Raw genomic sequence first — 25,576 nt, forward strand, 5'->3', positions numbered from 1 at the left:
TTGCGCGCCAGCGGCGGGTTCTTCTCGAAGTAGCGGCGGATGCCGTTCATCAGGGCTTCGGCCAGTTGGTCCTGGTAGGCCGCCGTCCGCAGCTTCTGCTCTTCCTCCCGGTTGGAGATGAAGGCCGTCTCCACCAGGATGGACGGAATGTCCGGCGCCTTGAGCACGGCGAACCCGGCCTGCTCGACCCGAGGCTTGTGCAGCCGGCCCACCTTGCCGATGTGTCCCAGCACCGCGCTGCCCAGCTTGAGGCTGTCGTTGATCTGGGCCGTCGTGGACATGTCCATCAGCGCGCGCAGCACCTGTGCATCGTTGTGTTTCACATTCACGCCGCCTACGACGTCGGCGGCGTTTTCCTTGTTGGCGATCCAGCGCGCCGCCTCGCTGGTGGCCCCGCGTTCGGACAGGGCATACACCGAGGCCCCCCGTGCATTGGGGTTGGTGAAGGCATCGGCATGGATGGAGATGAACAGGTCGGCCTGCACCCGCCGGGCCTTCTCGACGCGCTGGCGCAGGGGCACGAAGAAGTCGGCATCCCGCGTCATCATCGCGCGCATGTTCGGCTCGGCATTGATGCGGTCGCGCAGGCGCCGGGCGATGGCGAGCACGACGTCCTTCTCGCGCGTGCCCGCCGGGCCGATCGCGCCCGGATCCTCGCCGCCGTGGCCCGGGTCCAGGGCCACGATGACCAGGCGGTTCATGCGGCCCCGCGCCGTGCCGTCGAGCTCGCTGCGGCGGGTCACGGGTGCATGCGGCGGGGGAGTGCCCGGGGCGGCCGCCACCGGCGCTCTGGCCTCGGGCGCCACGCCGCTGCTGCGGCCGATGCGGTCGATGAACTCGCCCAGGGCATCGTCCAGCGCGGCCTGGGCGCGGCGTTCGGCCTCCTCCTTCTCGCGGATCAGGGCCATCAGCGGGTCGATCGGTACGGTGGGGTACAGGTCGAAGACCAGCCGGTGCTGGTAGTCGGCCACCGGCGCGAGGGTGAACACCTGCGGCTCGATGGGCTGCTTGAGGTCGATCACCAGGCGCACGACACGCGGCTGGTTCTGTCCCACCCGCACGCCGGCGATGTAGGGGTCGTCGGCGCGCACCTTGCCGACGATCTCGCGCAGCGTGGGGCTGAGTTCGAGGCCATCGATGTCCACCACCAGCCGGTCGGGCTGGCCGGTGACGAAATGGCGGGCCTGCAGGGGCGTGTCGCTTTCCAGCGTGACGCGGGTGTAGTCGGGGGCCGGCCACACGCGCACGGCCACGATGGCCGCACCGAAGGCGATGTCGCTGGCGCCCAGCAGCAGCACGAGGCTGCTGGTGCGATGGAGGAAATGCCGCCGCTTCATCCGAGCAGGGCGGCCCCACGGGGGGTGTAGGCGGTGATCATGACCTCGCGTTGGTCGCCGTCGCGAGGCGCAAGTTCCATGCGCCAGTCGGGCACCGGCAGCAGGCCGGCGGCGCGGTCGGGCCATTCCACGAGCTTGAGTCCCGGCCCGGTGAGGATCTCACGAAAGCCGGCATCCTCCCACTCACGCGGGTCGCTGAAGCGGTAGAGATCGAAGTGCCAGACCTGCAGGTCGGGCAGGGAGTAGGACTCCATCACCGCGTAGGTGGGGCTCTTGATGCGGCCCGTGGCGCCGAGCGCGCGCAGCAGGTGACGCACGAAGGTGGTCTTGCCGGCCCCCAGCGGGCCATGCAGTTCGATGAAGGCGTCGCGCAGTTCGCGGCGCTGTGCCAGCGCACGCGCGAAGACCTCGCAGGCCGATTCATCCGGCCAATGGAGGGAGGAGCTTCCTAGAATCGTCGAATGCATCAAGACCGTGCCGTCGACCCCGCCGCATTGCTGGTGCAACTGCGCCATTGGGCCCATGGGCTGGGATTTTCCCAGATCGGGGTGGCCGGTGTCGACCTGAGCAGCGCCGAACCCGGCCTGCGTGCGTGGCTGGAGGCCGGCTTCCACGGCGAGATGCACTACATGGCCGCCCACGGCATGAAGCGTGCAAGGCCCGCCGAGCTCGTGCCCGGCACGGTGAGCGTGATCACGGCCCGCATGGACTACCTGCCTCGAAGCCTGCCCGAAGGCTGGCAGGCCGTGGAGTGGCAGCGCCTGCACCAGGCGCCGGCGCAGGCCAGCGTCTCGCTCTATGCGCGCGGCCGCGACTATCACAAGGTGCTGCGCAGCCGGCTGCAGGCCCTGGCCGACCGGCTCGCGCAGGCGATCGGGCCGTTCGGCCATCGGGTCTTTACCGATTCAGCCCCGGTGCTCGAAGTCGAACTGGCCGTGCGCAGCGGCCTGGGCTGGCGGGGCAAGCACACGCTGGTGCTCTCGCGCGAGGCGGGTTCGATGTTCTTCCTCGGCGAGATCTACGTGGACCTGGCCTTGCCCCCCACAGCGTCTACCACGGCGCACTGCGGTTCGTGCAGGGCCTGCATCGACGTGTGTCCCACGCAGGCCATCGTCGGGCCCTACCGGCTCGACGCCAGACGCTGCATCTCTTACCTCACGATCGAGCATCCGGGGGCGATTCCCGTCGAGCTGCGCCGCGCCATGGGCAACCGTATCTACGGGTGCGACGACTGCCAGCTCGTGTGTCCCTGGAACAAGTACGCGCAACGAGCCGTCCTGCCCGATTTCGATCCGCGTCCGCCGTGGGCGCGGGCCACGCTGGTGGATCTGTTCGCCTGGGACGAAGCCCGGTTTCTCAAGGCCAGCGAAGGCAGCCCGATCCGGCGGATCGGGCACGAGCGTTGGTTGCGCAATCTGGCCGTGGCGCTGGGCAATGCCTGGCGGGAGACGGGCGATCCTGCGTTGCGTCAGGCCCTACAGCAGCGGCGCGAGACGGCCAGCCCGCTGGTACGCGAGCACATCGACTGGGCGCTGGCGCAGCGGACCGCGTGAAGGCGGTCAGCCCTGCGCCCATCGCAGGGCGGCCAGCCACAAGGGGATCGAGGCCATGCCCAGCAGGGTGGAGACGGTGACCAGACCCGCCACATAGCTGCCATTGCCGCCCATGCGCGCAGCCAGCACGTAGGCGCTCGAGGCCGTGGGCATCGCGGCGAAGGCCACCACCACGGGCTGCTGGGCCGCCGGTACGCCCAGCAGGTGCACCAGCGCCAGCGCGACCACCGGGAGCCCCACATGGCGGATGCCCAGCAGTCCGGCCGCCAGGCCCGGGCCGGCGCGCAGGCCGCCAAGCTGGAGCCCGGCACCGACGGCCATCAGCCCCAGGGGCAGGGCGGCCTGGCCGATGCGCTGCGCCGCGGAGGCCAGAGGATCCGCCAGGCGCAAACCGAGGAGGTTGGCGACCAGGCCGCCCACGGTGGCGACGATGAGCGGGTTGCGCACGATCTCGCGCCAGAATCCGTGGCCGCCGTGCCGAGCCAGCGGGTACACCGCGCCGAAGTTGCACAGCGGCACGGCCAGCGCCACCAGCAGCGCCGTCCAGGTCACGCCCGCGGGGCCGGCCAGCTTGTCGGCCAGCGCCAGCGCCACGTAGGAGTTGAAGCGGAAAGCCACCTGAGCACCCGAGGCATGGAGCTGGGGATCCACCCCGGGCAGCCGTCGCAGCGCATAGGCGCTGACGATGCCCATGCCCACGATCCCGAGGCCGGCCGCGGCCAGCGGCAGCGTGGTCTGGAACTCCAGCGGGCTGCGGACGATGGAGTTGAACAGCAGCACCGGGAACAGCAGGTAGTAAACGAGCCGTTCGACCGCCTCCCACACGCCCCGATCGAGCGACGTGTGACGGCACACCACGAAGCCGCAGACGATGAGCAGAAAGTCGGGCAGCAGCAGCAAGACGTCGGACATGGCGCAGGCAATGGGCAGGCGGTCCCGAGTGTGCCAGCGATGCAGGCCCCGCCCGGGGGCAACCCGATGCGTAGTTCCCACATGCGCTTGGGCTGCTCAGTCGCACAGGATAGGCGGCGCTCACACGCTGCCCGTATCATCGGGCGCCTGGCCGGATACCATCGGCCCCATCGTTCCACACAAGGAGATCTCCATGCAGCGCCGACACCTGATCGCCGCCCTTGCCCTGCCTGCCGCGCTTGCCTTCAGCGGTGCGGCCTGGAGCCAGGCCTATCCTGCCAAGCCCGTGCGACTCATCGTCCCGTTTGCTCCGGGCGGCACCACCGACATCATTGCCCGCATCATCGCCGAGAAGATCCAAGGCCCCTTCGGCCAGCCAATGGTGGTGGACAACCGCGGCGGCGGCGGCGGCCTGATCGGTGCGGCCGAGATCGTGCGGGCCCAACCCGACGGCTACGTCCTGGGCATGGCCACGGTGTCGACCACCGCGTCCAACCCGGCCATCAATCCCAAGACGCCGTACAACCCGCTCACCGATTTCACCTCCATCATCAACATCGCGGCCACGCCCAATGTGATCGCTGTGCATCCGTCCTTCCCGGCCAAGGACTACAAGACTTTCCTGCAGGTGCTCAAGGCCAACCCGGGCAAGTACAGCTTTGCCAGCTCGGGCACCGGTGGCATCGGTCACCTGCAGATGGAGTTGTTCAAGTCGCTGTCGGGCACCTTCATCACGCACATTCCCTACCGCGGTGCGGGCCCGGCGCTCAACGACACCGTGGCTGGCCAGGTGCCGATGATCTTCGACAACCTGCCCTCGGCGCTGCCCTTCATCAAGGACGGCCGCCTGGTCCCCATCGTCGTGGCCGCTCCCGAGCGCCTGCCGGTGCTGCCGGACGTGCCCACGTTCAAGGAGGTGGGCCTGGAGCCGGTCAACCGCATGGCCTACTACGGCATCCACGGGCCCAAGGGGCTGCCCAAGGAGGTGGTCGACAAGGTCAACGCCGCCGTGCGCCAGACGCTGCAAGACCCGGAGGTGCGCCGCCGCATCGAGGCCACCGGCTCGATCATCGTGGGCAACACGCCCGAGCAGTTCGCGGCCCAGACCAAGGCCGAGTTCGAGGTCTACAAGCAGGTGGTGGACAAGCAAAAGCTCAAGCTCGATTGAGCCGGCCGCACGCCTCCTCTGAAGAACGGCCGTTGCCTGTGGGCGACGGCCTTTGTCCATGCCCGCACTGACCGAAAGCCTGGCCAGCATCGACCGCTTCGCCGACGCGCTGTGGGTGGAGGAGGGCCTGTCGGCCCATACGCTGGCCGCCTACCGCCGCGACCTCACGCTGTATGCACGCTGGCTCGATGGTCAGGCCGGCAAGGCCTTGGATGCCACCACCGAGACCGACCTGCGAGCCTACGCCGTGCACCGGGCACACACCAAGGCCAGCACGGCCAACCGGCAGCTCACGGTCTTTCGCCGCTATTTCCGCTGGGCCCTGCGCGAGCGGCTCGTCCAGGCCGACCCCACCTTGCGCCTGGAGGCGGCCCGCCAACCTTTGCGCGTGCCCAAGACCTTGAGCGAAGCCCAGGTCGAGGCCCTGCTAGGCGCCCCCGACGTGCGAACGCCGCTGGGCCTGCGCGACCGCACGATGCTGGAGCTGATGTATGCCAGCGGCCTGCGGGTGAGCGAACTGGTCACGCTCAAGACCGTGCATGTCGGCTTGGACGAAGGCGTGCTGCGGGTGCTGGGCAAGGGCGCGCGCGAGCGCCTGGTGCCCTTCGGCGAGGAAGCCCACGCCTGGCTGAGACGCTACCTGGCCGAATCGCGGCCGCTCATCCTGGGCGGCCGCGCCGCGCGGGATCTGTTCGTCACCCAGCGGGGCGAGGGCATGACGCGCCAGATGTTCTGGACCCTGGTGAAGAAGCATGCGCGCACGGCCGGCATCACGCAGCCTCTGTCGCCGCACACCCTGCGGCATGCCTTCGCCACCCACCTGCTCAACCACGGCGCGGACCTTCGCGCCGTGCAGATGCTGCTGGGGCATGCCGACATTTCGACCACGCAGATCTACACCCACGTGGCACGCGAGCGGCTGCGGCAGCTCCATGCCCGGCATCACCCGCGGGGATAAAAAAGCCGGCCACGAGGCCGGCTTTTCGAGATCAGGCCGAAGCGCGATCAGAAGTTGTGGCGCAGGCCCACACCAAAGTTCGTGCGGTCTTGATAGTCGGCCGGAGCGTTGGCGTCGGCGCTGACCTTTCCATAGAGCGCGTACACCTTGGTGCGCTTGCTCAGGTTGTAGTTGTATGCCAGCACGAATTGGGTCGCGGCACTGTCGCTCAAATTGTCATAGTCGCCGGCGCGGCCCACCGTGGCATGGAGCTCCGAGGCTCCCATGGTGTACATCCCCGCCAGGCGGAAGGTCGTCCGCTTGCCGAGGCCCGAGCCGTAGCCATCTTCGTCACGCTGAACGTAAGCGCCAAACGTGAAGGGGTTCATCGAATACAGCGCGCGCAGAGCAAACTGGTTCGCATCCCCAAACTTCTCGTAACCCGCTCCGAACTGCAAGTTCCCAACGTTGTAGTTGGCAGCCAGGTCAAAGCTATTGTCCGCAGTCGCTTCCTTCAGCGAAACGGCAGCTTCAACAGTCAGGCCGCCAAGATCGGGCGTGCGATAGGCCAGCTTGTCCGTGTTTCGGCCAACGTAGGCATACAGGCGATCGTAGGTTGTGCCGGTATCGTGGTTGTGCATGCTGATGTAATCAGCCGTGGCGAAATAGGCCTCGCTGGTGAAGTTGCCCAGGCGCACCATGCCGAAGCCTCCGGACAGGTTCAGCTCGCTCTGGCGGGCCCAGAAGCTGGACTGGCTCTGCGTGCCGGTGTCGATGTTGAAACCGTGCTCCAGCACGAAGCCGGCCTTCAGGCCGCCGCCGAGATCCTCGGTGCCACGGAAGCCGATACGCGAGGAGTTGTTGATCATCTCGGTGGTGCTGACCCCGCCCACCTTCTGACGCTCGACGGAGACGTTCATGCGGCCATAGATTTCAACGCTGCTTTGAGCCAGGGCAGAGCCGGCGCTCAGCGCGGCCAGGGCGGCCAGCGCAACTTGGAGCTTTTTCATGGAGTTCCTTGTGAGGTGAAACGATGGAAAACAACAAGCTGCCGCCCTCGTGGGACGGCAGCGTTTGTCATGGACTTGTCATTTTAGAGAGCCCATGCTCGGGTGGGCTTCAGACCCGAGGCCGGTGACGCGGCGGCGCAACAGATCCGGCCTCGCGCACAATCGCGGCCCATGGACCACAATTTCCTCTCTGCCTTGATTCTGCTGCTGCTGGTGCTCGACCCCTTCGGCAGCCTGCCCATCTTCATTTCGGTGCTGCGCGGCGTGCCGCCCGAACGGCGCACGCGAGTGGCCGTGCGCGAGGTGCTCATTGCTTTCGTCGTGCTGCTGGGTTTCATGTTCGCCGGCGGCGCGTTCCTGAAGTTGATGCATTTGTCGGAACGTTCCCTGGAGGTCGCCGGGGGGGTGATCCTGCTGATCATCGCAATCCGCATGATCTTCGCGTCCGGGGGGGAGATCTACGCCGCCGGCACGGGACGCGAGCCTTTCATCTTCCCGTTGGCCGTGCCGCTGCTGGCCGGGCCTTCGGCGATGGCCACGGTGCTGCTGCTGGCGTCGCGCCAGCCCGAGCGTCTGCTGGAATGGGTGGGCGCGCTGTCAGTGGCCATGCTGGTGTGCGGGGCTGTCTTGCTGGCGGCCGACCGGCTGCGTCGCTTGTTGGGCGATTCGATGGTCTCGGCCATCGAGAAGCTCATGGGCTTGGTGCTGACGGCCATTGCCGTCGAGATGATCCTCGCCGGCCTGAAGCGCTACTTCTTCGGATGAGGACGAGGCCGGTGGACCCGGCGTTGCCGGGTCCACCGTGTGTGGAGTGGGCGCGGTCTAGCGGCCGCGAAGATGCTCGGGGGCTTCCAGGCGTTTGGCCAGCAGCGAGAGCGTCAGCGTGAGGATCAGGTACATCGCCGAGATCGCGAGGTAGGGCTCCCAGTAGCGCGAATAGGCGCCGGCCACGGTGCGTGCGGCCAGGGCCAGTTCGGCCAGGCCGATCGCCGAGACGAGCGAGGAGTCCTTGATCAGGGTGATGCCTTCGTTCACGAAGGCCGGCACCATGCGGCGGAAGGCCTGGGGCAGCACCACGTTGCGCATGGCCTGGCCGTGGGTGAGACCCAGGCTGTAGGCCGCCTGCACCTGCCCGCGGTGGATGCTCTGGATGCCCGCCCGGAAGATTTCCGAGATGTAAGCGGCAGCGTTCAGCGTGAGCGCCAAGGCCCCGGAGAAGAAGGCGCCATGCTCCTGACGGAAGGTGATGGCCGCCGGCCCCGTGAGCAGCAGGCCGTGGTCCGGGTGCACCAGCGTGGGCATCAGCGCGAAGTGCACCAGCAGGATCTGCACGAACAGCGGCGTGCCACGGAAGAAGGTCACGTAGGCGAGCGTGAGCGCGCGCGCCGCGACCAGCCCGACGCGCAGCGGCCAGGCCTTGGGTACCGGCGCGTCGGCCGAGCTGCTGATGAGCCCCAGCCCCACGCCCAGGAGCATGCCCGCACCGATGGCCACCAGCGTGAGCTGGATGGTCATCCACAGGCCTGTGGCGAACAGTGGGCCGTAGCCGGCCAGGATTTCCCAGCGCAGGTCCATGCGGGCTCAGTCGCTCACTTGGAGGCGGCCGGCGCCGCTGCCGGTGCGCCGAAGTACTTGGCGTAGATGCGGTCGTAGGTGCCATCGGCGCGGATGGCGGCCAGGCCTTCGTTGAGCTTGGCAAGCAGCTCGGCGTTGCCCTTGCGCACGGCGATGCCGTACTGCTCGGGCGCGAAGGAACTGTCGCTCACGGTCTTGAAGGCCGCCGAGCTGTTGTTGGCCACGTAGTGGTTGACCACGCCGTTGTCGGCCACCACGGCATCCACGCCACCCGACTCGAGCTCCTTGAGCGCCAGCGGTGTGGACTCGAAGCGGCGCACGTTGGTGTTGTCCTTGCCCAGCAGCTGGGTGACGACTTCGTCGCCGGTGGTCCCGGTCTGCACCCCGACCTTCAGGGTCTTGAGGTCCTCGAACTTGGTCACCGGGCTGTCCTGACGCACGGCGATGAGCTGCACCGCGTCGAAGTAGGGTGCGGTGAAGTCCATGGACTGGCGACGCTCGTCGGTGATGGTGATGGCTGACACCAGCAGGTCGCGGTCGCCCTGGTTGAGCGAATTGAAGATGCCTTCCCAGGGGGTGTTGACGAATTTCACCTCCATGCCGGCCTTGGCCGCGATGGCGCTGACGATCTCGATGTCGAAGCCGACGATCTCGCCGCGCTCGTTCTGCGACTCGAACGGGGCGTAGGCGGCATCGGTGCCCACGACATACACCTTGGCGGGAGCAGCTGCCGGCGCGGCCGCGGGGGCGGCAGGTTCTTGCTTGCTGCAGGCGGCCAACCACAGGCCGGCAGCGATCAGGCCGGCGACTTTCAGGAAACGACGGGTGTTCAGCGAAGTCATGAGGTCCTCGAAAGGAAAAACGGTTGCGGGCGCCGCCCCTGCGGCGCCGACGTAGGGCGCAGTGTAAGCCCGCCGCGGGCCGTCCCCGCCGGGCGGGTGGGCGGCCTGGCGCTTTAGAGCGGGTGCTCCAACCCGTCCAGCTCGGCCTGCGTGAAGCCGGCGCGGCGCCTTGCACCGTGGTTGAACGGGGGTTTCAGTCGGGGGGCCTCGTAGCGCCGGGTGAGCGTTGCGTAGTGGGCGATGGGATCCAGCCCCTGGCGTTCGCACAGCCATCGGTACCAGTGGTTGCCGATGGCGACATGGCCCACTTCGTCGCGCAGGATGAGGTCCAGGATCTCGACCGCCCGTGCATCGCCCGCCTTGGCCAGCTTGGCCTGGATGAGCGGCGTGGCGTCCAGGCCGCGGGCTTCGAGCGTGCGCGGGACGAGGGCCATGCGGGCCACCAGATCCTCGCGCGTCTTGTCGGCCATGGCCCACAAGCCGTCATGAGCCTCGAAGTCGCCGTAGTCGTGGCCCAGGCCGCGCAGGTGGTCACACAGCAGTGAGAAGTGCAAGGCTTCTTCGCCGGCCACCCGCAACCAGTCGCGGTAGTAGGCCTCGGGCAGACCGGGAAACCGCCAGACGGCATCCAGGGCGAGGTTGATGGCATTGAACTCGATGTGGGCCAGGGCGTGCAGCAAGGCGGCGCGGCCCTTCACCGTGTGGGGCGAGCGGCGTGGTACTTCGCCGGGGGGCACCAGCACGGGACGTTCGGGGCGCCCCGGCAGGCCGGGCAGGGGCGCCAGCGGTTCGTCGCGCCCGATGTCGAGACCGGCCTGAGCGTCGACCACCAGGGCCCGGGCCTGGACCGCCTTGTCCGCAGGGTCGCGCAGGCAAAGCACCTGCAAGGCGCGGTGTCGCAAGGAGGCAGCCGGGAGGGAGGTCGTCATGGAACCTAAAATTATCCCTTCTTCAGGAGCAGTCCATGGCCCTTTTCCAGCTCGATGAGCTGACCCCCACCGTGCACGAGACCGCCTGGGTGGCCGATTCGGCCCAGGTGATCGGCGATGTCCACCTCGCCGAGGACACCAGTGTGTGGTTCGGCACCGTGATCCGCGGCGACACGGCGGCCATCCGCATCGGCCGGGGCTCGAACATCCAGGACAACTCGGTGCTGCATGCCGACCTGGGCGTGCCGCTGACCATCGGCGAGGACGTGACCGTGGGGCACCAGGTGATGCTGCATGGCTGCACGATCGGCGACGGATCGCTCATCGGCATCCAGGCCGTCGTGCTGAACAACGCGCGCATCGGCAAGGGCTGCGTCGTGGGTGCTGGCTCGGTCGTGACCGAGGGCAAGGAGTTCCCGGACGGCTCCCTGATCCTGGGCGCGCCGGCCAAGGTGGTGCGGCAGCTCACGCCCGAGCAGGTGGAGCGCTTGCGCCTGGGGGCGGCCCACTATGTGCAAAACGCGCGGCGGTTCCGCGCCGGGCTCAAGAGGATCGGCTGATGTCGGCGCTGCACAAGTTCCTGTTCGAGGGGCTGCCGGTGCGCGGCATGCTGGTGCGGCTGACCGACGCCTGGACCGACATGCTGCGCCGGCGCGAGGCCGCCGGAGGCTACCCCGAGCCGGTGCGCCGCCTGCTGGGCGAAATGACGGCTGCCGGTGTGCTGATGCAGGCCAACATCAAATTCAACGGCTCGCTGGTGTTGCAGATCCAGGGTGATGGGCCCGTGCGCTTGGCCGTCGTCGAGGTGCAACCCGACCTGCGGGTGCGGGCCACGGCCAAGGTGCTGGGCGAGGTGGAGCCTTCAGCGCGGCTGGAGGCCCTGGTGAACGTGCATGGCCAGGGCCGCTGCGCGATCACGCTCGACCCGAAGGACCGGCGGCCGGGCCAGCAGCCCTACCAGGGGGTGGTGCCCCTGCATGGTGACCACCGCGAGCCGCTGCAGGACGTGGCCCAGGTGCTGGAGCACTACATGCTGCAGTCCGAACAGCTCGACACCCGCTTCATCCTGGCGGCTGACGACCAGGTGGCTGCGGGTCTGCTGATCCAGCGCCTGCCTGTCGAGGGCGAGGGCAACCTGGCCTCGGGCCGGGCACGGGAGGACGACATCGGTCTGGACGAACACTACAACCGCATTGCCCACCTGGCTTCGACGCTCACGCGCGAGGAACTGCTCGGGCTGGACGCGGACACGGTGCTGCGACGGCTCTTCTGGGAGGAGACGGTGCGTCGTTTCGAGCCGCTCACCGGGCCGCAGGGGCCGCGGTTCGCCTGCTCATGCTCGCGCCAGCGCGTGGGACAGATGCTGCTGGGGCTGGGCCGGCAGGAGATCGAAGGCATCGTGGCCGAGCAAGGTCGCGTCGAGATCGACTGCGATTTCTGCGGCGCCCGCTACCACTTCGACGCGGTGGACGTGGGCAGCCTGTTCACACCCGGGCGCGACCACCCCCCGGGGTCGGCGGCGGTGCAGTAGCGGGGGGCTGGTCAACGGCTGGATGGAGGGTCCAGCAGCCGGCGCAACAGCAGATGCTCGCATTCGGGCACCAGGCACTCGCGGCACCACGGTTGCAGGCGGGAGGAGGCGGTGTCCCCGGCCGGGTCGGGCCCCGCCAGCCGTCCTTGTGCGCGCAAGGCGGTCTCGACGACCCGCCAGGCGGCGTCCAGCCGGTCCGTGTCGCGGCCGTAGACCACGCCATAGACCACGCCGGCGGCCTGCAGGCGTTGGCGCAGCCGAGCGTCGATCGGCACGCGCATGTGCGGGCCGTCGCGCTGGATGCCATCGGGGGCCCAGGGCAGGTCCAGTCCGGTCACCAGCGTGAGGCTGCAGTGGCGATGGGCTTCGAAGGCGTGCTCGTACAGCGAGGGGTCGTCGAACAGCAGGTCGCTGTAGACCGCGGTCATCACGGCGGTGGTGTCGGCGAAGACGAGGTCATGGGCCGACACGGCCGCGAGGATGCGGCGCGTCTGTTCCTCGGCGATGTGCCATTGCTCCTCGGGCCGCGGCGTGCGGCCCTGCCGGTCGCAGAATTCCCTCAGGTACTCCTCCACCGCGCGGGCTCGCAGCCCCAGCGCGCGAGCCCGATCGGCCAGACCCAGTGCCAGATCGGTCTTGCCGGTGCTCTCGGCGCCGAGCAGCGCGACGATCATGTTGGTGTCGGGGCCTCGACGGCCCGCCGGTGCCAGGCTCGCCAGCCTACCAGCGAGCCCACGGCGAACACGGCATAGAGCGCGGCCGTCAGCCACAGGGCCTTGTGGACGAACAGCGCCAGCGCCACCAAATTGACCACCAGCCAGGTGGGCCAGTTCTCGACGAACTTGCGTGCCAGCAGGATCTGGGCCACCACGCTGGCCACGGTCGGGAAGGCATCCCAGTAGGGCACGTCGGTGTCGGTGTGGAGATCCAGCCACCAGCCCAACAGGGGCCAAGTCAAGGCCACGGCGAGCAAGGCGCCGACCCGCCCCCACCCACCGAGATGCCTCACGTCCAAGCGAGAGCCATCGGCGCGGCGGCCGCGCAACCATTGCCACCAGCCCCACAGCGCCACGGTGGCGAAGAAGATCTGCAGGCCGGCGTCACCGTAGAGCCTGTGCTGCCAGAACAGCAGGAAGTACAACAGTGCGCTGGCGGCCGCCAGCGGCCAGCCCCAATGGATCACCCGGATGTTGCACACCACCATCGCCAGCGCCAGCACGACGGCCACGATCTCGAGCCAGGTGACGGCCGCGCCCCACAGGGTGAAGGCCGCAGCCATCAGCGGAGCCGCCGCTGCGAGCAGGGTGTCCATCAGGCAGGTCGCAGGGTCGCAGAGGGGCGCCGCAGGCAGCTCATCGGCGTGGCATCACCTGGACGAAGATCTCGTCGGGCTTGACCATACCCAGCTCCTGGCGGGCCTTCTCCTCGATCATTTCCAGCCCTTCCCGCAGGTCGCGTACCTCGGCGGCGAGCTGGTCGTTGCGTGCACGGGCCGCTTCGTTGCGCGATTGCTGCTCGTCCAGGCGAGCCTGCAGCTCCATCACCCGGGGCAGGCCGTTTTTGCCCAGCCACAGCTCGGCGTGAACGGCACCCAGCAAGGCCAGCAGGCCCAGGGTGACGAGGCGTGCGCTCATGCGAGGGAAGTCAGCGCAGGTTGTAGAAGGCCGACCGTCCGGGATAGGCGGCCACGTCGCCCAGATCCTCCTCGATGCGCAGAAGCTGGTTGTACTTGGCGATGCGGTCCGAGCGGGACATCGAGCCGGTTTTGATCTGGCCAGCGTTGGTGCCCACGGCGATGTCGGCGATGGTGGCATCCTCGGTCTCGCCCGAGCGGTGCGAGATCACGGCGGTGTAGCCGGCGCGCTTGGCCATCTCGATGGCGGCGAAGGTTTCGGTGAGGGTGCCGATCTGGTTGATCTTGATGAGGATGGAGTTGGCAATCCCCTTGTCGATGCCTTCCTTCAAAATCTTCGTGTTGGTGACGAAGAGGTCGTCACCCACCAGTTGCACTTGGCGGCCCAGGCGCTCGGTCAGCAGCTTCCAGCCATCCCAGTCGCCCTCGTGCATGCCGTCCTCGATGCTGACGATGGGGTACTTGTCGCACCAAGCGGCCAGCATGTCGGTCCACTGCTGCGCGCTGAGCGTGAGGCCCTCGCCTTCGAGGTGGTACTTGCCATCCTTGTAGAACTCGCTGGCGGCGCAGTCCAGGCCCAGGGCGATCTGCTCGCCGGGGGTGTAGCCGGCCTTGTCAATGGCTTCCAGGATGAGCTGGATGGCCGCCTCGTGGCTGGCCACGCTGGGGGCGAAGCCGCCCTCGTCCCCCACGGCGGTGCTCATGCCCCGGTCGTGGATGATCTTCTTCAGCGCATGGAAGACCTCGGCGCCGTAGCGCACGGCCTCGCGGAAGCTCGGGGCTCCCACCGGCAGGATCATGAATTCCTGCAGGTCCAGGTTGTTGTTGGCATGCGCGCCGCCGTTGATGACGTTCATCATCGGCACGGGCATCTGCATCGAGCCCGAGCCGCCGAAGTAGCGGTACAGCGGCAGGCCGGATTCCTCGGCGGCGGCGCGGGCCACGGCCATCGAGACGGCCAGCGTGGCGTTGGCCCCCAGCCGGCTCTTGTTGTCGGTGCCGTCCAGGTCGATCAGAGTGCGGTCGAGGAAGGCCTGCTCGGAGGCATCCAGGCCCATCACGGCTTCGGAGATTTCGGTGTTGATGTGCTCGACGGCCTTGAGGACGCCCTTGCCCAGGTAGCGGCCCTTGTCACCGTCTCGCAGCTCGATGGCCTCGCGCGAGCCAGTGGACGCCCCCGACGGCACGGCCGCCCGGCCCATCACGCCGGACTCCAGCAGCACGTCGCACTCGACGGTGGGGTTTCCACGGCTGTCCAGGATCTCTCGGCCGACGATGTCGACGATGGCACTCATGGTGTTCCTTTCGGCAGTTGCTGGTGAAGGTCAGACCGGGGCGGCGACGCCCTCGACCAGGACCATGTTGAAGTAGTCGGTCGCGCCGCTGCGCAGCGCACGGATGCGGGTATAGGCCGGGCCGTCGTAGAAGGCCTTGGCCTGCTCGTAGGAGGGAAAGCGCAGCACCGCCACGCGATGGGGCTGCCAGTCGCCTTCCAAGGTTTCGTGGCGGCCGCCTCGCACGAGGTACTCACCCCCGGCGGCCTTGACGGCCGCTGGCGCCTCGGCCATGTACTGCTGGTAGCGCTGCGGGTCGGAGATCTTCATCTCCACGATCAGGTAGGCGTCGGGCATGGGCTGCTCCTTCCGGTCGGGGTTGGGTCAGCCCGCCTGACGACGGCTCTGGTGGTCCAGTGCCGCCTTGATGTACGAGTTGAACAGCGGATGGCCGCCCCAGGGGGTGGACTTGAACTCGGGGTGGAACTGCACGCCCATGTACCAGGGGTGTACGTCGCGCGGCAGTTCGACGATCTCGGTGAGCTTCTCGCGCTGGGTGATCGCCGAGATCACAAGGCCCGCTTCTTCGAGCTGCGGCAGGTACTTCTCGTTGGCTTCGTAGCGATGGCGGTGGCGCTCGGTCACCACATCGCCGTAGATCTCGTGGGCCAGCGTGCCGGGCTTGACGTCGGAACTCTGCGAGCCCAGACGCATGGTGCCGCCCAGGTCGGAATGGGCGTCACGCTTGTGGATCGAGCCGTCGGCATCTTGCCATTCGTCGATCAGAGCGATCACAGGATGCGGGGCCTGAGGGTCGAACTCGGTGCTGTTGGCGCCGGCCAGGCCCGCTTTGTGGCGTGCGTACTCGATGGTGGCCACCTGCATGCCCAGGCAGATGCCCAGGTAGGGGATGCGGTGCTCCCGGGCGTACTGGGCGGCCAGGATCTTGCCTTCCACGCCGCGCTTGCCGAAGCCACCAGGCACGAGGATGGCGTCGTACTTGCCAAGCCGCTCGACGTTTTGAGGGGTGAGTTCTTCGGAGTCGACGTACTCGATCTTCACGCGCGCCTGGTTGTGGATGCCGGCATGGCGCAGCGCTTCGTTGAGCGATTTGTACGAGTCGGACAGATCCACATACTTGCCGCACATGGCGATCGTGACCTCGCGCTGCGGGTGCTCGACGGCATGCACGAGACGGTCCCACTTGGACAGGTCGGCCGGGCGCGTGCTCAGGTGCAGCTTGGTGCAGATGAGTTGGTCCAGGCCTTGCTCGTGCAGGACGCGGGGCACCTTGTAGATGGTGTCCACGTCCCACATCGAGATCACACCGTATTCGGGGACATTGGTGAACAGCGAGATCTTCTCGCGCTCGTCGTCGGGGATGCGACGGTCGGCACGGCACAACAGGGCGTCGGGCTGGATGCCGATCTCGCGCAGCTTCTGCACGGTGTGCTGGGTCGGCTTGGTCTTGAGCTCACCGGCCGCAGCGATCCAGGGTACGTAGGTCAGGTGCACGAAAGCGGTGTTGTTGGGCCCGAGCTTCAGGCTCATTTGCCGCACGGCCTCCAGGAAGGGCAGGGACTCGATGTCGCCCACCGTGCCGCCGATCTCGACGATGGCCACATCGACCTCGTCGGGTGTGCCCACGCCGGCGCCGCGCTTGACGAATTCCTGGATCTCGTTGGTGATGTGCGGGATCACCTGGACGGTCTTGCCCAGGTAGTCGCCGCGGCGCTCTTTTTCGAGCACGCTCTTGTAGATCTGGCCGGTGGTGAAATTATTGGCCCGGCGCATGCGCGTCGTGATGAAGCGCTCGTAATGACCGAGGTCGAGATCGGTCTCCGCCCCGTCGTCGGTCACGAACACTTCGCCGTGCTGGAACGGCGACATCGTGCCGGGGTCGACGTTGATGTAGGGATCGAGCTTGATGAGGGTGACTTTGAGGCCGCGCGATTCGAGGATCGCGGCAAGCGAGGCCGAAGCGATGCCCTTGCCCAGCGAGGACACCACACCGCCAGTGACAAAGACGTACTTGGTCATTGTGGGCAGCGCGGGCTTCTCACCCGCGCTGTGGTGGTAAAACGGCATTTTATGCCAAGCCGTTCGCCGGCCTGAACGGAGAGGATCGCGGCTCAGGCGGCGCGGGCCTCGGCCGGGCCGCAGGCGTCGTGCTCGAAGCGCTGCAACCATTGCAGCACGGCTCGAGCGGCTTCCTCGGGTTTCTCAAAGGGGAAGAGATGGCTGCCTTCGATCCACTGCAAACGTCCTTGCACGACCTGCTCGGTGCCGCGCAGACCGACTTGCTTGACTTCGACCGAACGGGTGCCGCCGACGAAAGCGACCGGGCACGGCAGCGGCCGGCGGCGCAGCAGCCAGTGCAGGTGGTGAGGCAGGGAGTTGTAGATGGCGGTTTCCACCTCGCGGCGAAAGCTCAGCACGCGCCGCCCGCCCAGGGGATGGGTGCCGGCGCGGATGTAGTCGCGCAAGACCTCCGGATCCCAGACGGCGAAGTTGGGCTTGGAGGCGAAGTGGCGCAGGGCCTCCTCCTCGCTGGCCCAGGAGGTGCGCCGCTGGCGCGATACGCGCCCGGGCGAGACGCGCTGGATCAGTCCGGCGGCCTTGAACAGGCGCACACCGTGGGCCTTGAGGCCGTAAACGATGGGCGAGTCCAGCAGCACCACGCCTTGCGCCAGGTCGTTGCGCTTGGCCGCGGCCAGCAGGCTCAAGTAGCCGCCCAGCGAGTGTCCCACCAGCCAGACGGGTTCACCCACCTCGCGCTCGATGAAGTGGATGAGTTGGTTGCGCAGGTGGGGCCAGTTGCTGGTGACGGGGTAGCGAGGGTCGTGGCCGAATTTCTCGACGGCGTGAACGGTGTAGCCGGCCTCGCGCCAGGCTTCGAAAAGCTTGCGGTAGGTGCCGGCCGGGAAGCCGTTGGCATGCGAGAAGACGATATGGCGGTTCATGGCGGCTCAGGCGTTTGGAGCCTGCACCTTGCGGATCGGGTGCAGGACTTGCTGCTCGTGCTGTGAAGGCGCCCGCTCGGCGCCGGGGTCCCCGGGATGTGCGCCCCAGGCCGGATCGGGGATGGATTCGAAGACTTCGCGCAGGCGCTGGCCCCAGGTGCTGCGGATCATGCGGAAGTAGCCGTCGTTCTCGTCGATGTGGATGATGCGCGAGGCGTGCAGGGAGTCGGCCTCGTAGACGAGCAGGTCCAGCGGCAGTCCCACCGAGAGGTTGGACTTGAGCGTGGAGTCCATCGAGATCAGGGCGCACTTGGCTGCCTGCTCCAGGGGTGTGGCTGGTGTGATGACGCGGTCGATGATGGGCTTGCCGTATTTCGATTCACCGATCTGGAAGTAGCACACCCCGTCCAGGCCCGCCTCGACGAAGTTGCCTGCGGCATAGATGTTGAACAAGCGCATCATCTCTCCGCGGATCTGGCCTCCGAAGATGAGGTTGACGTTGAAGTCGATGCCGAAGTTCTTCAGCGCTTCGGCATCGCGTGCGTGGACTTTGCGCACTGTGGCGCCAACGATGCGCGCGGCGTCGAACATGCTCGTGCAGTTCCAGATCGATACCGGGCCCTGGGGGCCTTCGATGGTCTCGGTGCGCAGGAGCTGGCGCACCGACTGCGTGATCGCCAGGTTGCCCGCCGACAGCAGCACCATGGTGCGCTCACCGGGCTGCTCGTAGACGGTCATTTTGCGGAAGGTGGAGATCTGGTCCAGGCCCGCGTTGGTGCGCGAGTCGGACAGGAACACCATGCCGGTGTTCAGACGCATGGCAACACAGTAAGTCATGTGGATCTGCCTTGCTGGAGTGCTTTCAGACGGTACAAGGCTTCCAGAGCCTCGCGCGGCGACAGCGCGTCGGGCTCGAGCGATGCCAGGGCCTCTTCCACGGCCGAAGGGGTCGCCGCCGCCTCCGCGGGCGGCGGCGGGGCGAACAGATCGATCTGGGCCCGGCTGTCGCGCTGCTGAGCTTCCAGCGCTTCGAGCGTGGCGCGTGCCTGCCTCACCAGGCTGGCCGGCATCCCGGCCAGGCGGGCGACTTGCACGCCGTAGCTGCGGCTGGCCGGCCCGGGCTGGATCTCGTGCAGGAAGACGATGTCGTCGCCGGACTCAGCGGCCGAGACATGCACGTTCAAGGCCCGTTCATGCTTCACCGGGAACTCCGTCAACTCGAAATAGTGCGTGGCAAAGAGTGTGAACGAGCGGTTCTTGTCGTGCAAATGGCTGGCAATGCTGCCGGCCAGGGCCAGGCCATCGAAGGTGGAGGTGCCTCGGCCGATCTCGTCCATCAGCACCAGCGAGTGCTCGGTGGCGCCATGGATGATGGCCGCCGCCTCGGTCATCTCGAGCATGAAGGTGGACTGGGCATTGGCCAGGTCGTCGGCTGCGCCGATACGGGTGTGGATGGCGTCGATGGGGCCGAGCCGGCAGGCCGATGCCGGCACGTAGGATCCCATGGCGGCCAGCAGCACGATCAGGGCCACCTGCCGCATGAAGGTGGACTTGCCGCCCATGTTCGGGCCGGTGATGATGAGCATGCGCTTGCGCGCATCGAGCCGGCAATCATTGGGCATGAAGGGGCCGGCGCCGGTCTCCAACAGCCGGGCTTCCACCACGGGATGGCGGCCGCGTTCGATCTCGATGCACGGCTCGCGCACGAACTCGGGCCGGCACCAGTTGAGCGTCATCGCCCGTTCGGCCAGGGCCGCCAGGGCGTCGAGGGCCGCGAGCGAGCGGGCGAGCCGGGTCAGCGCCGCCACATGCGCCTGCAGGGCATCGAGCAGTTGCTCGTACAGCAGTTTCTCGCGCGCCAGTGCGCGTTCCTGGGCGGACAGGGCCTTGTCCTCGAACGCTTTGAGTTCGGGTGTGATGTAGCGCTCGGCGTTCTTCAGGGTCTGGCGGCGCTGGTAGTGCGGCGGCACCTTGTCGATCTGGCCGTGGGTGACCTCGATGTAGAAGCCGTGCACCTTGTTGAACTGCACGCGCAGGTTGGCAATCCCGGTGCGCTCGCGCTCGCGCGCCTCCAAATCGATCAGGAAGCCGTCGCAGTTCTGGCTGATCGCGCGCAACTCGTCCAGCTCGGCATCGAAGCCGGGGGCGATCACGCCGCCGTCGCGCAGCAAGACGGCAGGCTCCTCGGCCAGGGCCCGCCCCAGCAGGTCGGCCACGGCCGGCGGGGGGCTCAGGGATTCGGCCAGCTCGGCCAGCAGCGGCGCGGGCTCGCCGGGCAGCGTGGCACGCAGGGCCGGCAGGGCCTGCAGCGTGGCACGCAGGCCGGCCAGTTCACGCGGGCGCACCTGGCGCAGGGCCAGCCGTGCGGTGATGCGCTCGACATCGCTCACCTGCCGCAGCGCCTCGCGCAAGGCCTCGGCGCCGTGGTCGATGAAGGCAGCGATGGCCGCATGTCGGCGCCGGGCTTCGGTGCGGTCGCGCTGGGGGTGGGTGAGCCAGCGCCGCAGGGCCCGGCTGCCCATGCCGGTGCGGCAGGTGTCCAGCAGCGACAGCAGCGTGGGGCTGTCCTCGCCGCGCAGGGTCTGGGTGAGTTCCAGGTTGCGGTGCGTGGCCGGAGGCAGCTCCAGCAGGTCGCTGGCGCGCTCCACGCGCAGCTCACTCACATGGGCCAGCGCACGGCCCTGGGTGTGCTCGGCATAGCTGAGCAGGGCCGCCGCCGCGCCGTGGGCCACGTGCAAGTCTTGCGCGTTGTAGCCGGCCAGGCTGGCCACCTTGAGCTGCTCGCACAGCTTGCGCTGGCCCAGAGCCGGGTCGAACTGCCAGGCCGGCCGGCGCGTCAGTGCGATGCGCGACTGGATGACGGCCGCAGGCAGCTCTTCGCCGGTGGCCAGCAGTTCGGCGGCGTTCAGTCGCGCCAGCCAGGTCGCCAGTTCGCGCTCCGAGCATTCGGTGAGCCCCAGTTGCCCGTTCGTGAGCCCCAGCCAGGCCAGGCCGTAGGTGGCCCCCTGGTGGTGCAAGGCCAGCAGCAGGGTGTCGGCCTTGTCGGCCAGCAACTCGGTGTCGGTGACGGTGCCGGGCGTGACCACGCGCACCACTTTGCGCTCCACCGGGCCCTTGGCCGTGGCCACGTCGCCCACCTGCTCGGCAATCGCCACGGCCTCGCCCAGCTTGAGGAGCTTGGCCAGGTAGTTCTCGACCGCATGCACCGGCACTCCGGCCATCACGACCGGCTGGCCGGCGGTCTGGCCGCGCGTGGTCAGCGTGATGTCGAGCAGACGGTTGGCCTTGACGGCATCGTCAAAGAAGAGCTCGTAGAAATCGCCCATCCGGTAGAAGACGAGCGTGTCGGGGAACTCGGCCTTGATGCGCAGGTACTGCTGCATCATGGGCGTGTGCTGGCTGAAGTCCTGCATCGGCGGCGAAGTCGGTGGCGAGGGGCGCAGGCGGTGCGGCCTGCTGCCGTCACATCGGCGCGTCGTCCTTGCGGGTGGCCTTGGGCTCGGTTTCGTTCTTGCGGATGCGCACTGGGCCCTTTCTGGGCTGGGGCGCAGCGATGGCGGCAGCCAAGGCACTGACCACCGCTGGCGCCTCGGGGGCCGCGGCGGGCGTTTCCTCGCCGTCGTCCTTGATGACGCGGGAGTACGGCGCGAGGATCTGCACCATCTGACCATAGATGCGCGGCGAGCCGGCCACCACCTCGCGCTGGTGCAGGAAGTCGCTCTCGCCGGTGAAGTTGCCGATCAGGCCGCCGGCCTCAGTGACCATCAGGGCGCCCGCAGCCACATCCCAGGGGCTCAGGCCCATCTCGAAGAAGCCGTCGTAGTAGCCGGCGGCCACGTAGCACAGGTCGAGCGCGGCCGCGCCTGGGCGGCGCAGGCCGGCGCAGGCCTGGCTCATCTCCTCGAACATCTTGAGGTAGCGCTTGAAGTTGTCGCCCTTGCGAAAGGGGAAACCCGTGCCGATCAGCGCCTCGGTCATGCGCACGCGCTTGGACACGCGGATGCGCTTGTCGTTGAGGTAGGCCCCGCGGCCTTTGGAGGCATAGAACAGGTCGTTGCGTGCCGGGTCGTAGACGACGGCTTGCTGGATCTGGCCGCGCACGGCCAGGGCGATGGACACCGCGTAGACCGGGAAGCCGTGGATGAAGTTGGTGGTGCCGTCCAGCGGATCGATGATCCAGACGTGGTCGCTGTCCTTGTTGCCGTGGGCGCGTCCGGATTCTTCGGCGAGGATGCCGTGGCCGGGATAGGCCGTCAGCAGGGTCTCGATGATGGCTTGCTCGCTGGCATGGTCCACCTCGGTGACGAAGTCGTTGGGCGAGGACTTGGCGCTGATGCGCAGCAGGTCGAGGTCCAGCGAGGCGCGGTTGATGATCGCGCCGGCGGCGCGGGCGGCCTTGATGGCCGTGTTGAGCATGGGATGGAGCGCTTGGGACATGGACGGAACCTGTGCGGACGCGGGCTAAGGGGCTGACGGCGAGAAAGAGCGGCGGCCGGCCTGGAGGTGAAAGAAAGGCGCAGCGCAAAGATAATTTCGATTTTACCCATGCCCTTGCTCGGGCGCCTGGAGGGCGCCCCGTCTTTCCGATGTCGGATGCCACCCGTTTCATCCTCGTCCAGACCAGCCATCCCGGCAACGTCGGGGCCGCGGCCCGCGCGATGAAGGTGATGGGCTTCTCCGAGCTGGTGCTGGTGCGCCCGCGCTTTGCGGACGTGCTGGTGCAGGAGGAGACGGTCGCAATGGCCAGCGGTGCGGCCGACATCCTGACGCGCGCGCGCATCGTCGACACGCTGGCCGAGGCGCTGGAAGGCGTCACCTTCGCCTGTGCCACCGCGATGACCCCGCGCGATTTCGGTCCGCCCACCCACGCACCGCGCGAGCTGTTCGCGACGCTGGCCGCCGGTGATCACACCTTGGGCCTGGTGTTTGGCTCCGAGCGCTACGGATTGAGCAACGAGGATGTCTATCGCTGCCACGCCGTGCTGAGCATCCCCACGGCCCCGGGGTACGGATCGCTCAACCTGGCCCAAGCCGTGCAAGTGCTGGCCTACGAATGGCGCCAGGCGCTGGGCGGGTTCGAGGCGCCTGCGCGCATGGCCGACCGGGCGCGGGCAGACGGTCGGGCGGTGCAAGGGCTGTTGGCGCACTGGGAGGAGGCGTTGGTGGCGATCGGCTTTCTCGACCCGGCTGCGCCGAAGAAGCTGATGCCTCGGCTGAACCAGCTCTTCAACCGCGCCGGCCTCACGCCCGAGGACGTGCACATCCTGCGCGGCATCGCCAAGGCCATGCTCGAGCGCGACCGCCCGCCCCGCTGATCTCGACCCCGACGGCGTCAGGGCGCCAGGGCGGCCGGCTGCGGCGCGATCGCCGCACCGCTACACTGGGTGCCGGTCGAATCAGGATCTTCCCATCATGTTCGAGCATCTCCGAGAAGATATCGCCTGCATCCTGGAGCGCGACCCCGCTGCGCGCTCGACCTGGGAGGTGCTCACCTGTTATCCCGGGCTGCATGCGCTCACGTTGCACCGGCTGGCGCATTGGTGCTGGACGCACGGCCTGCGCTGGACCGGCCGCTTCCTGTCGCACCTGAACCGCTTCTTCACCGGCATCGAAATCCACCCTGGCGCGCGCATCGGCCGCCGCGTTTTCATCGACCATGGCATGGGCGTGGTGATCGGCGAGACGGCCGAGGTCGGTGACGACTGCACCATCTACCAGGGCGTGACCCTGGGCGGTACGTCGCTGAGCAAGGGGACCAAGCGGCATCCCACGTTGGGCCGCGGTGTCATCGTGGGGGCCAATGCCCAGGTGCTGGGAGGCTTCACCGTTGGCGATGGGGCGCGGGTGGGTTCGAATGCCGTGGTGGTGAAAGAGGTGCCGCCGGGGGCCACCGCGGTGGGCAATCCGGCGCGCATCTTGCACAAAGAGGCCGATGCCCAGCGAGAGCAGGCCGCTGCCAAGATGGGCTTTTCTGCCTACGGCGTGACGCAAAGCGACGACCCGATCTCCCAGGCCATACGCGGGCTGGTGGACAATGCGGCCAGCCACGAGCACCAGATTGCCCTGCTGTGGCAGGCCATCGAGAAACTGTCCAACAGCCGCCGGCCCGAGTGCGTGCCCAGCGATGCCCATACGACCGAGCAGTTCGACGCCGAATCGCTGAACCAGCTCGTCAAGTAGTCCGCGCAGGGCGGATGGCGCTCTTGGGGCGAAAGGCCTGGCACACGGTCTCGTCGGTCTCGAGGTAGGGGCCGCCGATCAGGTCGATGCAGTAGGGCACGGCGGCAAAGATGCCGTGCACCACCGTCCGACCTTCGGCGTCCTTCAAGCCTTCCAGCGTCTCGGCGATGGACTTGGGCTGTCCAGGCAGGTTGATGATCAGCGTCTGGCGGCGGATCACGGCCACCTGGCGCGACAAGATGGCCGTGGGCACGAAGCGCAGGCTGATCTGGCGCATCTGCTCGCCGAAGCCCGGCATTTCCTTGTCGGCCACGTCCAGCGTGGCCTCGGGGGTGACGTCGCGCGGGGCCGGGCCGGTGCCGCCGGTAGTGAGCACCAGATTGCAGTGGCATTCGTCCACCAACTCGCGCAAGGTGGCGGCGATGTCGGCCCGCTCGTCGGGGATGAGGCGGGTCTCCCAGGTGATGGGGTTACGCAGGGCCCGGCCCAGCCAATCCTGCAAGGCTGGAATGCCTTTGTCCTCGTAGACACCACGGGAGGCGCGGTCGCTGATCGAAACCACACCGATGCGCACGGGATCGAAACTCGGGGTGTTCATGGGTCAGGTGTCCTCGTCGGGAGGGGGCGGCTCGGTTGCCAGCCGAGCCTTCAGGTACTGGAAGAGTTCGCGGTAGGCGCGGGCGCTGCGCTGATCGGGTGTGGCCGCGGCATCTTTGCGGGCGGCACGGATCAGGCTGCGCAACTGCTGGGCGTCGCTCGCCGGATGGTCGGCCATCCAGCGAGTGAGGGCCTCGTCGTCGGCCAGCAACTCGCTGCGCCAGCGTTCGGCTTCGTGCAGTGCGAGGCTGTCCAGCGCACGGCCGAGCTTCATCTCCGCCACGGCCTCGCGCACGGGCTCGGGGTCGATCTGGCGCATCAGCTTGCCGATGTACTGCATTTGCCGGCGTCGCCCCTCGTGCGAGCGGGTGCGCTTGTACTCCTGCACTGCGTTGACCAGCGACTCGGGCAGCGCCAGCCGCTCGAAGCGGCTGTCGGGGAGCTGCACGAGTTCCTCGCCCAGAGCCTGCAGCTCATGCATGAGCTGCTTGAGTCGGGTCTTGCTCGGCCGCTCGTCGGCGGGCACGGTGTCGGGGTCGTCAGGGTGGCGGCGGGGCGGCAGGGGCATGCGTCGGACAGGGCGGGGTGGCAGGCTCGATGCCACGGTGGCCGCTATCATAAGCCCGCACCTTCCCGGCCCTTGGCTGCAACGCTCCTCACACCCTCCATGGTCTCCATCGCTTCTCACACCGACACGGCCCACAGCGGCTTCGCCTACAGCCGCGACCAGTTCCGCGAACTCGTGGAAACGAGTCTGGCCCTGGCGCGCAGGCTGGGCGCCAGCGACGCGGCCGCCGAAGTCTCCGAAGGGGTGGGGCTGTCGGTGTCGGTGCGCAAAGGCAGCATCGAAAACGTCGAGCGCAATCGCGACAAGTCCATCGGCGTGACGGTCTACATTGGCCAGCGACGCGGCAATGCGAGCACCTCCGACTTTTCGCCTGCGGCCATCGAGCAGACGGTGCGGGCGGCCTACGACATCGCCCGCTTCACGGCCGAGGATCCGGCCGCCGGCCTGCCCGATGAAGCCGATCTGGCTTTGGGTGAGGCGGCCGAGCGCGACCTCGACCTCTTCCATCCCTGGGCGCTGGATGCGGCCGGGGCGGCCGAGCTGGCACTGCGCTGCGAATCGGCCGCC

Annotated in this window: 28 protein-coding genes; 9 read left to right on the forward strand and 19 right to left on the reverse strand. The window is 67.9% G+C overall.

Annotated elements, in window-relative coordinates; all coding sequences use genetic code 11:
- Together ACK4ZD_RS12855 and tsaE are read right to left on the reverse strand one after the other, a co-directional pair.
- Positions 1–1,337, reverse strand: a 1,337-nt coding sequence (locus ACK4ZD_RS12855) for an N-acetylmuramoyl-L-alanine amidase (protein WP_409662728.1), incomplete at its 3' end; no start/stop codon positions are given.
- The gene (tsaE, locus tag ACK4ZD_RS12860; protein ID WP_409662731.1) at positions 1,334–1,804 is read right to left on the reverse strand and encodes a tRNA (adenosine(37)-N6)-threonylcarbamoyltransferase complex ATPase subunit type 1 TsaE; all 471 of its coding nucleotides are present in this window, start codon (positions 1,802–1,804) and stop codon (positions 1,334–1,336) included. The genes ACK4ZD_RS12855 and tsaE, both read right to left, overlap by 4 nt.
- Between tsaE and queG the strand changes: the two genes are divergently transcribed.
- The gene (queG, locus tag ACK4ZD_RS12865; RefSeq protein WP_409662734.1) at positions 1,799–2,890 is read left to right on the forward strand and encodes a tRNA epoxyqueuosine(34) reductase QueG; all 1,092 of its coding nucleotides are present in this window, start codon (positions 1,799–1,801) and stop codon (positions 2,888–2,890) included. The two genes, tsaE and queG, sit on opposite strands and share 6 nt — an antisense overlap.
- A gap of 6 nt (positions 2,891–2,896) precedes the next feature.
- Here the strand turns inward: queG and ACK4ZD_RS12870 are convergent, their stop codons facing one another.
- The gene (locus ACK4ZD_RS12870) at positions 2,897–3,802 is read right to left on the reverse strand and encodes an AEC family transporter (protein WP_409662736.1); all 906 of its coding nucleotides are present in this window, start codon (positions 3,800–3,802) and stop codon (positions 2,897–2,899) included.
- A gap of 193 nt (positions 3,803–3,995) precedes the next feature.
- Here ACK4ZD_RS12870 and ACK4ZD_RS12875 point away from each other — a divergent pair, with 193 nt between their 5' ends.
- Positions 3,996–4,970: a tripartite tricarboxylate transporter substrate binding protein BugE gene (locus tag ACK4ZD_RS12875; protein ID WP_409662739.1), complete on the forward strand. Its 975-nt coding sequence runs from the start codon at positions 3,996–3,998 to the stop codon at positions 4,968–4,970.
- A 58-nt stretch (positions 4,971–5,028) separates the two neighbouring features.
- Positions 5,029–5,928 carry a site-specific tyrosine recombinase XerD gene (gene xerD / locus ACK4ZD_RS12880; protein ID WP_409662741.1) on the forward strand — a complete coding sequence of 300 codons (900 nt, stop codon included), beginning with the start codon at positions 5,029–5,031 and terminating at the stop codon, positions 5,926–5,928.
- A 47-nt stretch (positions 5,929–5,975) separates the two neighbouring features.
- Here the strand turns inward: xerD and ACK4ZD_RS12885 are convergent, their stop codons facing one another.
- A complete protein-coding gene (locus tag ACK4ZD_RS12885) occupies positions 5,976–6,917 on the reverse strand; it encodes a porin (protein ID WP_409662744.1) in 942 nt (313 codons plus the stop codon).
- Between the two features lie 171 nt (positions 6,918–7,088).
- Between ACK4ZD_RS12885 and ACK4ZD_RS12890 the strand changes: the two genes are divergently transcribed.
- The gene (locus tag ACK4ZD_RS12890; protein ID WP_409662746.1) at positions 7,089–7,682 is read left to right on the forward strand and encodes a MarC family protein; all 594 of its coding nucleotides are present in this window, start codon (positions 7,089–7,091) and stop codon (positions 7,680–7,682) included.
- Positions 7,683–7,739: 57 nt separating this feature from the next.
- On the opposite strand, the gene ACK4ZD_RS12895 is transcribed toward ACK4ZD_RS12890, so the two are convergent.
- The 3 genes from ACK4ZD_RS12895 to ACK4ZD_RS12905 form a co-directional block, all read right to left on the reverse strand.
- Positions 7,740–8,492 (reverse strand): amino acid ABC transporter permease, encoded by a 753-nt coding sequence (locus ACK4ZD_RS12895; RefSeq protein ID WP_409662749.1) that lies wholly within the window; start codon positions 8,490–8,492, stop codon positions 7,740–7,742.
- A gap of 14 nt (positions 8,493–8,506) precedes the next feature.
- Positions 8,507–9,334: a basic amino acid ABC transporter substrate-binding protein gene (locus ACK4ZD_RS12900; RefSeq protein ID WP_409662751.1), complete on the reverse strand. Its 828-nt coding sequence runs from the start codon at positions 9,332–9,334 to the stop codon at positions 8,507–8,509.
- A gap of 113 nt (positions 9,335–9,447) precedes the next feature.
- On the reverse strand, positions 9,448–10,263 hold the full coding sequence (locus ACK4ZD_RS12905; protein ID WP_409662754.1) for a ferritin-like domain-containing protein: 816 nt from the start codon (positions 10,261–10,263) through the stop codon (positions 9,448–9,450).
- A 35-nt stretch (positions 10,264–10,298) separates the two neighbouring features.
- On the opposite strand from ACK4ZD_RS12905, the gene ACK4ZD_RS12910 reads away from it, so the two are divergent.
- Both ACK4ZD_RS12910 and ACK4ZD_RS12915 read left to right on the forward strand, forming a co-directional pair.
- Positions 10,299–10,823, forward strand: coding sequence for a gamma carbonic anhydrase family protein (locus ACK4ZD_RS12910; RefSeq protein WP_409662756.1), 525 nt, complete (start codon positions 10,299–10,301; stop codon positions 10,821–10,823).
- Positions 10,823–11,794, forward strand: a complete 972-nt coding sequence (locus ACK4ZD_RS12915; RefSeq protein ID WP_409662758.1) for an Hsp33 family molecular chaperone HslO — start codon at positions 10,823–10,825, stop codon at positions 11,792–11,794. Before ACK4ZD_RS12910 ends, ACK4ZD_RS12915 begins: the two co-directional genes overlap by 1 nt.
- An 11-nt stretch (positions 11,795–11,805) precedes the next feature.
- Here ACK4ZD_RS12915 and ACK4ZD_RS12920 read toward each other — a convergent pair whose 3' ends face one another.
- The 10 genes from ACK4ZD_RS12920 to ACK4ZD_RS12965 all read right to left on the reverse strand — a co-directional run bounded on the left by ACK4ZD_RS12920 (position 11,806) and on the right by ACK4ZD_RS12965 (position 22,101).
- The gene (locus ACK4ZD_RS12920) at positions 11,806–12,468 is read right to left on the reverse strand and encodes an AAA family ATPase (protein WP_409662761.1); all 663 of its coding nucleotides are present in this window, start codon (positions 12,466–12,468) and stop codon (positions 11,806–11,808) included.
- Complete coding sequence (gene pnuC, locus ACK4ZD_RS12925) at positions 12,465–13,106, reverse strand: nicotinamide riboside transporter PnuC (RefSeq protein WP_409662763.1); 642 nt, start codon at positions 13,104–13,106, stop codon at positions 12,465–12,467. Before pnuC ends, ACK4ZD_RS12920 begins: the two co-directional genes overlap by 4 nt.
- A gap of 40 nt (positions 13,107–13,146) precedes the next feature.
- Positions 13,147–13,428 (reverse strand): cell division protein FtsB, encoded by a 282-nt coding sequence (gene ftsB, locus ACK4ZD_RS12930; RefSeq protein WP_409662766.1) that lies wholly within the window; start codon positions 13,426–13,428, stop codon positions 13,147–13,149.
- 10 nt (positions 13,429–13,438) lie between these two features.
- Positions 13,439–14,722: a phosphopyruvate hydratase gene (eno, locus tag ACK4ZD_RS12935; RefSeq protein WP_409662769.1), complete on the reverse strand. Its 1,284-nt coding sequence runs from the start codon at positions 14,720–14,722 to the stop codon at positions 13,439–13,441.
- Positions 14,723–14,752: 30 nt separating this feature from the next.
- Positions 14,753–15,058: a DUF1330 domain-containing protein gene (locus tag ACK4ZD_RS12940; RefSeq protein ID WP_409662771.1), complete on the reverse strand. Its 306-nt coding sequence runs from the start codon at positions 15,056–15,058 to the stop codon at positions 14,753–14,755.
- Positions 15,059–15,085: 27 nt separating this feature from the next.
- Positions 15,086–16,741, reverse strand: a complete 1,656-nt coding sequence (locus tag ACK4ZD_RS12945; RefSeq protein WP_409662800.1) for a CTP synthase — start codon at positions 16,739–16,741, stop codon at positions 15,086–15,088.
- A 92-nt stretch (positions 16,742–16,833) separates the two neighbouring features.
- On the reverse strand, positions 16,834–17,664 hold the full coding sequence (locus ACK4ZD_RS12950) for an alpha/beta fold hydrolase (protein WP_409662774.1): 831 nt from the start codon (positions 17,662–17,664) through the stop codon (positions 16,834–16,836).
- A 6-nt stretch (positions 17,665–17,670) separates the two neighbouring features.
- Complete coding sequence (locus tag ACK4ZD_RS12955; protein ID WP_409662776.1) at positions 17,671–18,501, reverse strand: peptidase; 831 nt, start codon at positions 18,499–18,501, stop codon at positions 17,671–17,673.
- Entirely contained in the window at positions 18,498–21,077 is a 2,580-nt protein-coding gene (gene mutS, locus ACK4ZD_RS12960) for a DNA mismatch repair protein MutS (RefSeq protein WP_409662779.1), read from the reverse strand. The genes ACK4ZD_RS12955 and mutS overlap by 4 nt, the downstream gene beginning before the upstream one ends.
- Positions 21,078–21,126: 49 nt before the next feature.
- A complete protein-coding gene (locus tag ACK4ZD_RS12965; protein ID WP_409662783.1) occupies positions 21,127–22,101 on the reverse strand; it encodes an inositol monophosphatase family protein in 975 nt (324 codons plus the stop codon).
- A 149-nt stretch (positions 22,102–22,250) separates the two neighbouring features.
- Here ACK4ZD_RS12965 and ACK4ZD_RS12970 point away from each other — a divergent pair, with 149 nt between their 5' ends.
- Both ACK4ZD_RS12970 and cysE read left to right on the forward strand, forming a co-directional pair.
- Positions 22,251–22,979 carry an RNA methyltransferase gene (locus ACK4ZD_RS12970; protein WP_409662786.1) on the forward strand — a complete coding sequence of 243 codons (729 nt, stop codon included), beginning with the start codon at positions 22,251–22,253 and terminating at the stop codon, positions 22,977–22,979.
- A gap of 97 nt (positions 22,980–23,076) precedes the next feature.
- On the forward strand, positions 23,077–23,844 hold the full coding sequence (gene cysE, locus ACK4ZD_RS12975) for a serine O-acetyltransferase (protein WP_409662788.1): 768 nt from the start codon (positions 23,077–23,079) through the stop codon (positions 23,842–23,844).
- Here cysE and mog read toward each other — a convergent pair.
- Positions 23,837–24,442: a molybdopterin adenylyltransferase gene (gene mog / locus ACK4ZD_RS12980; protein ID WP_409662791.1), complete on the reverse strand. Its 606-nt coding sequence runs from the start codon at positions 24,440–24,442 to the stop codon at positions 23,837–23,839. The genes cysE and mog overlap by 8 nt on opposite strands.
- A 3-nt stretch (positions 24,443–24,445) precedes the next feature.
- Complete coding sequence (gene yjgA, locus ACK4ZD_RS12985) at positions 24,446–25,009, reverse strand: ribosome biogenesis factor YjgA (protein WP_409662794.1); 564 nt, start codon at positions 25,007–25,009, stop codon at positions 24,446–24,448.
- 99 nt (positions 25,010–25,108) lie between these two features.
- Between yjgA and ACK4ZD_RS12990 the strand changes: the two genes are divergently transcribed.
- A partial coding sequence (locus ACK4ZD_RS12990; protein WP_409662797.1) for a PmbA/TldA family metallopeptidase occupies positions 25,109–25,576 on the forward strand: 468 nt, incomplete at its 3' end.

It is taken from the genome of Caldimonas sp. (genome assembly GCF_046291045.1).
Classification (GTDB): Bacteria; Pseudomonadota; Gammaproteobacteria; order Burkholderiales; family Burkholderiaceae_C; genus Caldimonas.